Raw genomic sequence first — 10,287 nt, 5'->3', positions numbered from 1 at the left:
GCTCCCAGGAACCACACAGCGGTCTGCACGTCCGGATCGCTCAACGTGGGTCGCAGGTCCTGGATCTCCGACTGAGTCATCGTTCTCCTCCATCCGTGGTTCCGGGGGGCAGCGATCCCGTTCCCGCCGCCCCCGCTCACCCGGCACAGACGGGCTGCACGGGTCGTCGACGGGGCTGGCGCCGGGATCGGTCCGTCGCTGTGGTGGCGTGAGCATGCAGCGCCGAGGCCTGTCACGTCCAAGGCCGAACCGGCATGGATCATCCCTCCAGCAGCATGGTCCCAGGTCAGTGGCGTGGACTCCCAGGACGTCGCCCAGCACTTCGTCGCTCGAGAGCTGCACGGAACGGGGTTCCCTCGGCAGGGAGCCCTGCGCGAGAAGCAGCCGGGTACCGGGCAGCGGGATCTGCTGCACTGATCAGTGACGGTCTGGTGCGGCCACCCGCCAGCCAGCTCCAGGAGGTGCCCGCTCTCGGGTTGGCCGAGGACGCTCCCCCGCCGGTCTGCTTCCGCCTGAGATCACCTGCCTGGGGTGGAGCCGGTGGGTGGAGAGCGTCGCCGGTCGTGTCTCCTGGGACACCACGCGGTCCGCACCGCGTCCGGCGGCCGCCGAACAGCTGGCGGCGCTCCTTCCCGTCGACGGGGGAGGTGACGCCCAGGAGCAGCCCCCGCGTGGCGGCGTGCGCGTTCCGCTCCTCATGCCGGCACCAGCAGTGTGCCGTTGAGTGCGCCGCGGGCGGTGCGGGTCGCGACGAGGAGCCAGGCCAGCAGGAGCACCACGTAGAGGCCTGCCGCGGTCACGGTGAACAGGTGCAGGCCCGTGCGGGCGGCCAAGCCACTGGTGCCGGTGACCACCGTTCCGACGGGGAAGGTGAAGCTCCACCAGGTGAGGCTGAACGGCAGACCGCTGCGGAGGGTGCGCAGGGTGAGAGCGGTGGCCACGGCGAACCACAGCACCGCGAAACCCCACGTCCCCAGTCCGTACAACAGCGCGAAGCCGTTGGTCGCCTGGACCTCGGTGGCCGGCAGGACACCGGCGGCGGCCTTGCTGAGCAGACCGGCCGCGGTGATCGACTGGCCCAGCGGGCCCAGGACGATCCACAGCGTGGGAACCGCCGCGGCTGCGCCCACCTTGTGCTGCATCAGGCGGCCCCAGATCAAGGTGATGATGACGAGGCTGGCCAGCAGCGAGAAGCCGAACAGGCTGTAGCAGCCCAGCAGCAGCGTGGTGCGCCATTGCCCCGGCGCGGTGTGCGGCACCAGGAGTGCCCCGGTGCTGGCCGAGACCATGGGCGGCACGATCGGCATCAACCACCCCCCGAACGGGCTGGCCGGCTCGTACCGGTGGCGGGTGAAGGCGTAGTAGGGCACAACCACAGCGCTGATCAGACCGGTGAGGGTTCCCGCGACCCACAAGACCGCGTCGATGAGGACCGCGGTGTGGGCCCCGACCACATCACGGCCTACGAGCAGGGCCCCGGCGCCGACGGTGAGCATCGCCATCGGCGGTGCGCCGTAGAAGTGGCTGATGACCGGGTGGCTGATGTGTGCGCGGGCCTGCTGGGGGTGGCGGACCCAGTGCACTGCGGTGGCGGTCAGCAGTACCGCCAGGAGGACGGCGTCGGCGACCCAGACGGTGGTGGCGAAGGTGCGCTGACCGGGGACCTGCACCGGCAGGGTCGCTGCTGCGGTGGCGACGATGCCGGTACCCATGGCCGCGGCGAACCAGTTCGGGGGGAAGTACCCCGAGGAACGCCTCACCGGAAGCCGGGCGCCGTCTTCCTGGCGCGGGCGGCCGGCGCTGGACGGGTTGTGCCGGGTCTCGGCCCGGGGCCGAACCCGGGGACGGGTCCAGGGGTGGTGGGCGGGCTTGGGCAGCGGCGGGGGAACGGTGGTTGGTGCGGACATGAGCACTCCCAGGCGAGAAGTTCGTCCGGGCAACTCCGGACGCATCCAGGTTCATCGCGCCCGGCGGCGGTCAGTAGGGGCCTTCTCGTTGTGCACTCATAACACTGCATTGTGGGACGCGAGATGCGCGGGCTAGGGTTCCCCGGTGTTGTCCGCGCACGTACCCGACCTCAGCGCCCTGGAGCTGCTGCTGGCGGTGGCCACCACCGGCAGCCTGGGCAAGGCCGCCGCCCAGCGCAGCGTCAGTCAGGCCGCAGCCAGCACTCGCCTGCAGCGGATGGAGCAGCTGGTGGGCTTTCCCCTGCTCGAACGCGGAGCCCGCGGCTCGACCCTGACCCGGGAGGGGGCGCTGCTGCTGGAGTGGGCCCGTGAGGTCCTGGCCGCCGCGGCGGACCTGGACGCAGGCATCACCTCCCTGCGCATCGACCGATCCTCCCGGCTGCGGGTGGCAGCCAGCTTGACGGTGGCCGAGCACCTCCTGCCGCGCTGGCTGGTGCAGCTCGCCGGCGAACACCCGGACACCGCGGTGGCCCTGGACGCGGTCAACAGCGCCGAGGTGGCCCAGCGGGTGCTGGCCGCCCAGGCCGACCTGGGGTTCATCGAGGGCCCAGACCTGCCGAGTGGTCTGGACGGGCGCACCGTGGCCTGGGACCGGCTGCAGGTCGTCGTCCCACCCCGGCACCCGTGGACACGTCGTCGCCGCCCGCTGACCGCCGCGGAACTGAGCAGCACACGACTGGTGCACCGCGAACCCACCTCAGGCACCCGCACCTTCCTGCAGGCAGCCGTCGGCGCCCCGGCTCAGCCGTTGCTGGAGCTGTCTTCGACCGCCGCGGTGCGCTCAGCGGTTCTGGCCGGTGCCGGGCCGGCGGTGTTGAGCAGCCTGGCCGTCGCCGAGGACGTCCGGGCCGGGCGCCTGGTGGTGGTCCCGCTCGCTGACCTGGACCTGGCGCGCGAGCTGCGGGCGGTGTGGCCGCACGGGCAACGCCCCACCGGCCCGGCGCGCGCGCTGCTCGCTGTGGCCGCCCGTCCCCTCGGCGACCCCGACCCTGCCCCCTGAGACAGCCCCCGAGGAGTTCCCCGTGACCACGAAACCGACCCAGCGCTCGATCCCGCCCGCCCCGGTCCGTTCCCGACTGGCCGGGGTGCGTTCCTCCCCCGTCCGCGACCTGCTGGCCCTGGTCGGCGACGAGGACGTCATCTCCTTCGCCGGCGGTCTGCCCGCGGCGGAACTCTTCGACGTCGACGGCCTGCGCGAGTCCTTCGTCCGTGCGTTGTCCGGTCCGGCGGGACGGCGGAACCTGCAGTACGCGGCCACCGAGGGTGATCCCGGTCTGCGGGAACTCATCGCCGCCCGACTGACCCGCCGGGGAGTGCCCACCGGTCCCGACGACCTGCTGGTCACGACGGGTTCGCAGCAGGCCCTCACGTTGCTCACGACCGCCCTGCTGGAACCCGGCAGCGTCGTCGCCGTCGAGGAACCGAGCTACCTCGCTGCGCTGCAGACGTTCTCGTTGGCCGGCGCCCGCGTCGTGGGCGTCGCCTCCGACGAGGACGGCGCGATCCCGGAGTCGGTCGAGGAGGTCTTCCGGGCGCACCGCCCGAGCGTCCTGTACCTCGTCCCGAACTTCGCGAACCCGACCGGTCGCACCCTGTCGGCGTCGCGCCGGTCCCGGATCGCGGAACTCGCCGCGGAGCACGGGACGTGGATCGTCGAGGACGACCCCTACGGCGAACTCCGCTACTCCGGTGAGCACGTGGCCGCGCTGGCCGCCGACCCCCTGCTGGCGGACCGGTGCGTGCACCTCGGCAGCTTCTCCAAGATCGGGGCGCCGGGATTGCGCCTGGGCTGGGCCCGGATCCCGCGGGCGTTGCGCCCGGCGGTCGTCGTCGCGAAGCAGGCGGCCGACCTGCAGACCTCCACCATCGACCAGGCCGCCGCGGCGGACTACCTGCTGCGCACCGACCTCGACGCCCACGTCGCGACGGTCGTCACCGCCTACCGCGAGCGCCGCGACGCCCTGCTGGCCGCCCTGGCGGTTGAACTCCCGGCCGGGAGTTCCTGGTCGCGCCCGGACGGCGGGATGTTCACCTGGGTCCGCCTCCCGGACCCCGGCGCGAGCCTGGACACGGCGACGCTGCTGCCCGCGGCGCTGGCGGCGGGGGTGGCGTTCGTGCCGGGGGCCTCGTTCTTCGCCGGGGCGCCCGACCGGGCGACGTTGCGGATGTCGTTCACGACCCACGCGCCGGACCGGATCGCCGCGGGGGTCGCCCGACTGGGGGCGGTGCTACGCGCCGAGGATCCCCACCGGTAGCAGCGAGGCGTCCACGGGCCGCCCGAAGAGGTAGCCCTGGCCGCGGTCGCACCCCATGTCCTGCAGCATGGTCGCCTGGAGCTCGGTCTCCACGCCTTCGGCCGTGACGACCATGCCGTGGGCGTGGGCGAGGCTGATGAGCGCCCGGACGACGGCCTCGGCGCGGTCGGAGGTCCCCAGCGGTCGGACGAAGCTCATGTCGATCTTGAGGAAGCTGAGCGGGAACCGGTCCAGGTAGGACAGCGAGGAGTACCCCGTACCGAAGTCGTCGAGGCCGACGCGCGCGCCCATGCTGCGCAGTTCCCCGAGGCTGGCCCGGGTCGTGCTGGAGAGGTCGATGAGGGTCCGCTCGGTGACCTCGCAGAGCAGGGACGTGCCGGCGGCACCGGTGGACTCGACGCTGTGGGCGAGGCGGTGCGCGAACGCGGGGTGCTCGAGGGTCTTGCCGGAGACGTTGAAGGAGACCTGGAGGTCGACGTCGGCGCGACGCCACTCCCGCAGCTGCCGCAGCGCCTCACCGAGGACCCAGGTGTCGACGTCGACGATGAGGCCGGTGTCCTCGGCGGTGTCGACGAAGTGCTTGGGCTCCAGCAGTCCCTCGACCGGGTCCTCGAGGCGGACGAGGGCCTCGGCGGCGACGAGCTTGCGGTTGTCGCGCAGGTCGACGATGGGTTGCCAGACCACCCGCAGCCCGTCGGTGCGCAGGGCCCGGCGGACGCGGTGCTCGGCGTCGCGGCGGGCCTGCGCCTGCTCCCGCATGGCGGAGTCGTAGACGGCGACGCGGTCCCGGCCGCCGTCCTTGGCGCGGTAGAGGGCCATGTCCGCGCTGCGGAACAGGTCGTCGGCGGTGCCCTGGTGCCCGACGGCGATCCCGGCGCTGGAGGTGCACACGAAGGGTTCCGGCAACCCGGGCAGCAGCATGGGCGAACGGAGTCGGCGGAGCAGGTCGCGGGCCATGATCGAGGCGGCCTCGGGACGGGTGATCCCCGGGACCATCACGACGAACTCGTCGCCCCCGAGGCGGGCCAGGGTCGCCCCGGGCGGGGCGGCGTCCTCGAGGCGCACGGCGACCTGGCGCAGCAGGGCGTCGCCGATCTGGTGCCCGAGGGTGTCGTTGACGAGCTTGAAGCGGTCGAGGTCGAGCAGGACGAGGGCGACGGCGTCGACGGCGGTCGCCTTCTCCAGGGCCTCCGCGAGGCGGATGTCCATGACGGAGCGGTTGGCCAGGCCCGTGAGGGAGTCGCACTGGGCGAGCCGGACGAGTTCCCCGGTCGACTTCTCCCCGGCCGAGACGTCCAGGACGAGACCCTGCACGACGCTGGAACTCGTCGTGGCCAGGGGGACGCTCATCCCGAGGAACGTGCGTTCGGTGCCGTCGGTGGAGCGGACGCGGAAGGGGTAGGGCGCGGAGGTCCCGGCGTGCGCGGCGGGGTCCTCGACCCCGGTGAAGGGGCCGCGGTCGTCGGGGTGGACGCCGGCCCGCCAGGTCTCGAGGTCGGGGTCCGGGTCGGAGGCGCTGCGCCCCAGCATCTCCCGCAACCGGTCGTCGAGGCGGAGGACCCCCGTCACGGGGTCCCACGACCAGGAGCCGAGCCCGGCGAGGCGCAGCGCTCCGGACAGCAGCAACTGCGCGCTGGTGGACTCGCGGTCGGCGCGCTGGGCGTCGGCGGTGGCGACGAGCGCCCGCCAGGAGGCCCCGCCGGCGGCGGCGAGCACCTCGAGCGTGGGCGTGGTGGTGTCGGCCACCCCCCAGACCGCGAGCCGCGGGGCCGACGGGTGACCGGGGACGAGTTCGACGACGGCGGACGGTGACATCCGAGTGAGGTCGCTCCCGGTGATCCGGCGGCCCTGGACGAGCAGGATGTCCCCGCGCGCGGCGAGCACCTCGAGTTCGCGGTGGCGGGAGCGGGCGACGGTCTCCAGCAGCAGGACGCGCTGGTGGCCGCAGCGGTGGACCTCGGAGACGAGCTCCTCGGCCAGGGAGGTGAGGTCCCGGGACTCCGCGAAGCGGCGCTGGGCGCGCAGCAGGGCGGCTCCGGCGTTGAGGTGGGTCGTGACCGTCGTCCGCACGACCAGGTCGGGTTCGTCGTCGAGGTCGAGGTGCACGGAGCCGTCGTCACGCGCGTGCTGCGCTGCGACGGCTGCCGCGGCACGCTCCAGGGCCCGTCGTGCTCTGCGGGTGGCCGAGGCCGCCGGGGATCCACTCACTCGTCCGCTCCACCCTCCGCGCCACGGGACAGGAACGCCCGTTAGACCGCTACGCAACGTCACCGACTCTAACGCGCCGTAGGCCCCTGCGGAAGCTCGAGGAGATTCTCACAGGTCCGCCAACCAACTGGTTGCCGTTGGTAATTAGCCACCCTAACGACTAAGCTCGGCGTCGTGCCTGCCGCCCGTACCGATCCGAACCCCACCGCCCTCGACCAGCTCGCCGTGGACCTGCGGGTCTCGCTGCTGCGGACGGCCCGGCGGTTGCGGGCGCAGAAGAGCGTCGACGAACTCTCCGACGCGCAGTTCTCGGTGCTGGCGCACCTGTTCACGCAGGGTCCGCGCACGCCCGGGGAACTCGCCGAGGCCGAGCACGTGCGGCCCCCCTCGATGACCCGCACGATCGCCGGTCTCGTCGAGCAGGGCCTGGTCACCCGCACCGACCACCCCGACGACGGTCGCCAGGTCCTGATCTCGGTCACGGACCGCGGCCGTGAGGTGGTCGAGGAGACGCGGGCCCGGCGCGCGGCCTGGCTGAGCCGGCGGCTCGAGAGCCTGACCGAGGCGGAACGCGCCACCCTCGCCGAGGCCGCCCGCATCCTGCGCACGGTGATCAGCGAGTGAACCAGACCTTCCGCTCGCTGCGGCACCGCGACTACCGGCTGTGGGCCGGTGGCGCCGTCATCTCCAACACCGGCACCTGGATGCAGCGCGTCGCCCAGGACTGGCTCGTCATCCAGGTCCTCACCCACGGGTCGGGCACCGCGGGCGGGATCACCACCGGCCTGCAGTTCGGTCCGATCCTGGTGCTCGCGCCCATCGCGGGGACCATCGCCGACCGCTTCCCGCAGCGCCGCACGCTGATGGCGACGCAGGCGGCGATGGGCTTCCTCGGACTCGTCATGGCCGCCCTCGTGCTGTCCGGGCGGGCCGAGCTCTGGCACGTCTACGTCCTGGCCGTGCTCCTCGGCTGCGTCTCCGCGATCGACGGGCCGGTGCGCCAGACCTTCGTCAGCCAGCTCGTCCCGCGCGAGGACCTGCCGAACGCGATCGGCCTGAACTCCGCCTCGTTCAACTCCGCCCGGCTGATCGGCCCCGCCCTCGCGGGCGTCCTGATCGCCTGGATCGGGACGGGTCCGGTGTTCCTCCTCAACGCGCTGTCCTTCATCGCCCCGATGTTCATGCTGCACCTGATGCGCCCCGCCCACCCCGTCCCGCGGGAGCGGCCCGCCAAGGGGACGGGAGGCATGAAGGAGGGGCTGGCCTACGTCCGGGCCCGTCCCGACCTGCTGGCGATCTTCGCCCTCGTCGGGGTCATCGGGACGTTCGGGTTGAACTTCCAGCTGACCAGCGCGCTGATGACGAGCGTGAAGTTCCACACCGACTCCGCCGGGTTCGGCCTCGCGGGGACGGTGCTGGCGGTCGGCTCGCTGGCCGGCGCCCTCGTCGCCGCACGCCGCGAACGTCCCCGCTACCGGCTGGTGATCGGGGCCGCGTTCCTGTTCGGGGTGCTCGCCTCGGTGGCCGCCCTGATGCCGACCTACGCGCTCTACCTGCTCGTGCTGCCGTTCATGGGCCTGGCCTCGCTCACCCTCATGACGTCCGCCAACGCGACCGTGCAGATGAGCACCGAACCCCGCATGCGGGGTCGCGTGATGGCGATGTACATGTCGCTCATGCAGGGCGGCACCGTGATCGGCGGCCCCGTCGTCGGCTGGATGGGCACGCGCTACGGACCGTCGTGGTCGATCCTCGTCGGCTCGATCCCCTCGATGCTCATCGCGATCGCCGTCGGGATCTACCTGCTGCGCCGCGCCAAGGTCCGGGTCAGCTACTCGCTGAAGAACACCCCGCACCTGCGGGTCGTCCCGATCGACGCCGGCACCCGCGACGCCGCCGCGGCCTGACGCTCGCCCGGCCCTGCGCGTGGTGCGCGCCTCCCCGCGTCCAGCAGGGAGTCGCGCACCACCCGTCCGTGTGGTCCGGGAGCTGCGACCGGGCCGGCCTGCCCCCGGAACGACCTCAGCTGTGCGGCTGGTTGAAGTACGAGCTCTGGATCTCGGAGACCCACGCGGCCTGCACAGCCGGGTCGCTGTCGAGGTTGTAGTCGGCGCTGGCGCGGTTGAAGTACAGGACCGCCTTGATCTTGGGCAATGCCGCGGCCGCCTCGGCCATCCCGTTCACCCACGTCACCCGGCACGAACCGGGTTGGGTCCCCTTGCCGACGCCGGTCTCGAACAGGCCGTAGCTCTTGCTCTTGGCGCCCGTTCCCAGCAAGCCGTTCTCGACCCGGGTGTAGAAGGGTTTCCAGGTGTTCAGGACCCCCGACTTGGTGCACTTGAAGTCGTAGGGGTCCCAGGCGATCCAGTCGACGTAGGCGTCCCCGGGGTAGGTCCGCTGGTAGACGCTGTCCTCGGCCCGGAAACCGGCGTAGTCCATCGCGAACACCACGTTGGTCGCGCCCTGGGCCTTCAACCGGTCCACCCAGTGCTGGAACGCCGCCCGGTAGGTCGTCTCCCACCAGTCCCGCAGGGTGAGTCCGCCGTACGCGGCCACGGGGGTCGTGTCGTCCATCTCGTTGGTGATGGTGTCGACCTCGGGCATGAGGTCCAGGACGAACCGCAGACCTGTCGCCTTGATCCGGGCCGCCTCGGCGTCGATGACAGGATCGAGGGCACCGCTGGTGATCTGCTGCGGGGTCCAGTAGGAACCCGCGAAGTCTTTGGCGTTCTCCGCGGTCAGCGTCAGCCCCGGCGCGGGGATCGCGCGACCGTTCACGCTGGTGGGACACGTGCCCTGCTTGGGGAAGCACTTGGACGTCACCGAGGCGAAGAGCACTCGACGGCTGGAGTCGGCCTTGGCGATGGTGACGTCGGCGGCGGTCGGCCAGCCCCCGAGGTCCGAGAGGGAGTAGTAGCGCCGGAAGGCGTCGCCCTGCCGCCCGTAGGTGGACTCCTTCGTCCGGGGGTCGCCGTTGCCTGACAGGTACCAGCCCAGCCAGCTGCCGGTGGCCGGGGACAGGTCCGGTTGCACCCCGGCCTTCGCCGTCCGCACGACGAGGACGGGGCCGTGGCCGCCGGTGTCCTCGCGGGACCAGACGTGACCCGACCCGGCGTCCGTGGCCTGGACCACCAACGAGAGCGCACCGCCGGTGTACCCCTTCAGCGTGACGTCGCTGATGGCGCCCACGGCCGCGGGAGCCGCCGTCCCGCTGACGAGGGCGCCGGCGGCCGGGCGGTCGGCGTAGGTGAGCGTCGTCTCCGACCAGCTCGTGCTGGTGTCGGCGACCTTCACGGCCGGGGCCTTGGTGTACCCCGAACTCACGGCCTTGGTCGTGAACCGCAGGTGCGCCTCCACGATCCGCTCCCCCGCGGGGACGACGGGGGCGGCGAAGCGGACGTACCAGGGCCGGTCGGCGCTGGCCGAGTGGTCGATTCGGGCGGTGGTGCTGGTCCCCCAGTTCGTCGTGGGCTGACCGCTGAAGACCCCGGCGTCGGCCGCCGCCTTCAGGGTCTGCGTGCCGACGGCCGCCGCGGGTGCGGCACCGGTGACCAGCGAGGTCGCGCTCATCGTGGTCACGACCAGGGCCGCGAGGACGGCACCGACGGCGCGGTGCGGGAGGATCTTCGGGAGCGAGGGCGTGCGGGGCACCGGGAACGACATCTTCGGACTCCTTCATCAGGTCCTGCGGGCGCGAGCTGGACCCTCCGAGGGTTGCGTCGGCGCAGGTGGTGGAGCCTTTGTACGCAGGACTCGTCCCCGCCGACCAGGAACTACGCAGGACTGCGCAACCCCGCCACTTCGGCTGCGCGCAGGGCACCCCTCGTGCTATTGGCCGTCGTGGTCGTCGAGCGGGG

8 protein-coding genes are annotated in these 10,287 nt (G+C 72.4%); 5 read left to right on the top strand and 3 right to left on the bottom strand.

Annotated elements, in window-relative coordinates; genetic code table 11:
• Window positions 1-294 precede the first annotated feature (294 nt).
• A complete protein-coding gene (locus ACFQ46_RS20525) occupies window positions 295-417 on the top strand; it encodes a hypothetical protein (RefSeq protein WP_380261537.1) in 123 nt (40 codons plus the stop codon).
• A 278-nt stretch (window positions 418-695) separates the two neighbouring features.
• Here the strand turns inward: ACFQ46_RS20525 and ACFQ46_RS20520 are convergent, their stop codons facing one another.
• Window positions 696-1,907: a TDT family transporter gene (locus tag ACFQ46_RS20520; RefSeq protein WP_380261535.1), complete on the bottom strand. Its 1,212-nt coding sequence runs from the start codon at window positions 1,905-1,907 to the stop codon at window positions 696-698.
• Window positions 1,908-2,052: 145 nt separating this feature from the next.
• Between ACFQ46_RS20520 and ACFQ46_RS20515 the strand changes: the two genes are divergently transcribed.
• Entirely contained in the window at window positions 2,053-2,967 is a 915-nt protein-coding gene (locus tag ACFQ46_RS20515; RefSeq protein ID WP_380261533.1) for a LysR family transcriptional regulator, read from the top strand.
• Between the two features lie 22 nt (window positions 2,968-2,989).
• A complete protein-coding gene (locus tag ACFQ46_RS20510; protein WP_380261531.1) occupies window positions 2,990-4,222 on the top strand; it encodes a PLP-dependent aminotransferase family protein in 1,233 nt (410 codons plus the stop codon).
• On the opposite strand, the gene ACFQ46_RS20505 is transcribed toward ACFQ46_RS20510, so the two are convergent.
• Window positions 4,196-6,430, bottom strand: coding sequence for a putative bifunctional diguanylate cyclase/phosphodiesterase (locus ACFQ46_RS20505; protein WP_380261529.1), 2,235 nt, complete (start codon window positions 6,428-6,430; stop codon window positions 4,196-4,198). The two genes, ACFQ46_RS20510 and ACFQ46_RS20505, sit on opposite strands and share 27 nt — an antisense overlap.
• 174 nt (window positions 6,431-6,604) lie before the next feature.
• On the opposite strand from ACFQ46_RS20505, the gene ACFQ46_RS20500 reads away from it, so the two are divergent.
• Window positions 6,605-7,054: a MarR family transcriptional regulator gene (locus ACFQ46_RS20500; protein WP_328295271.1), complete on the top strand. Its 450-nt coding sequence runs from the start codon at window positions 6,605-6,607 to the stop codon at window positions 7,052-7,054.
• Window positions 7,051-8,337, top strand: coding sequence for an MFS transporter (locus ACFQ46_RS20495; RefSeq protein WP_380261527.1), 1,287 nt, complete (start codon window positions 7,051-7,053; stop codon window positions 8,335-8,337). The genes ACFQ46_RS20500 and ACFQ46_RS20495 overlap by 4 nt, the downstream gene beginning before the upstream one ends.
• 115 nt (window positions 8,338-8,452) lie before the next feature.
• Here the strand turns inward: ACFQ46_RS20495 and ACFQ46_RS20490 are convergent, their stop codons facing one another.
• Complete coding sequence (locus ACFQ46_RS20490) at window positions 8,453-10,093, bottom strand: DNRLRE domain-containing protein (protein ID WP_380261525.1); 1,641 nt, start codon at window positions 10,091-10,093, stop codon at window positions 8,453-8,455.
• Window positions 10,094-10,287 lie beyond the last annotated feature (194 nt).

Origin of the sequence: Kineococcus sp. GCM10028916 (assembly GCF_042674865.1) — a bacterium.
GTDB lineage: Bacteria > Actinomycetota > Actinomycetes > Actinomycetales > Kineococcaceae > Kineococcus.
This window is presented reverse-complemented; position numbering and strand designations above follow the sequence as displayed.

Bases quoted from the DNA above. Each gene is read 5' to 3' on its own strand.
- ACFQ46_RS20490 (WP_380261525.1), bottom strand. From the start codon at position 10,093: ATGTCGTTCCCGGTGCCCCGCACGCCCTCGCTCCCGAAGATCCTCCCG.
- ACFQ46_RS20520 (WP_380261535.1), bottom strand. From the start codon at position 1,907: ATGTCCGCACCAACCACCGTTCCCCCGCCGCTGCCCAAGCCCGCCCAC.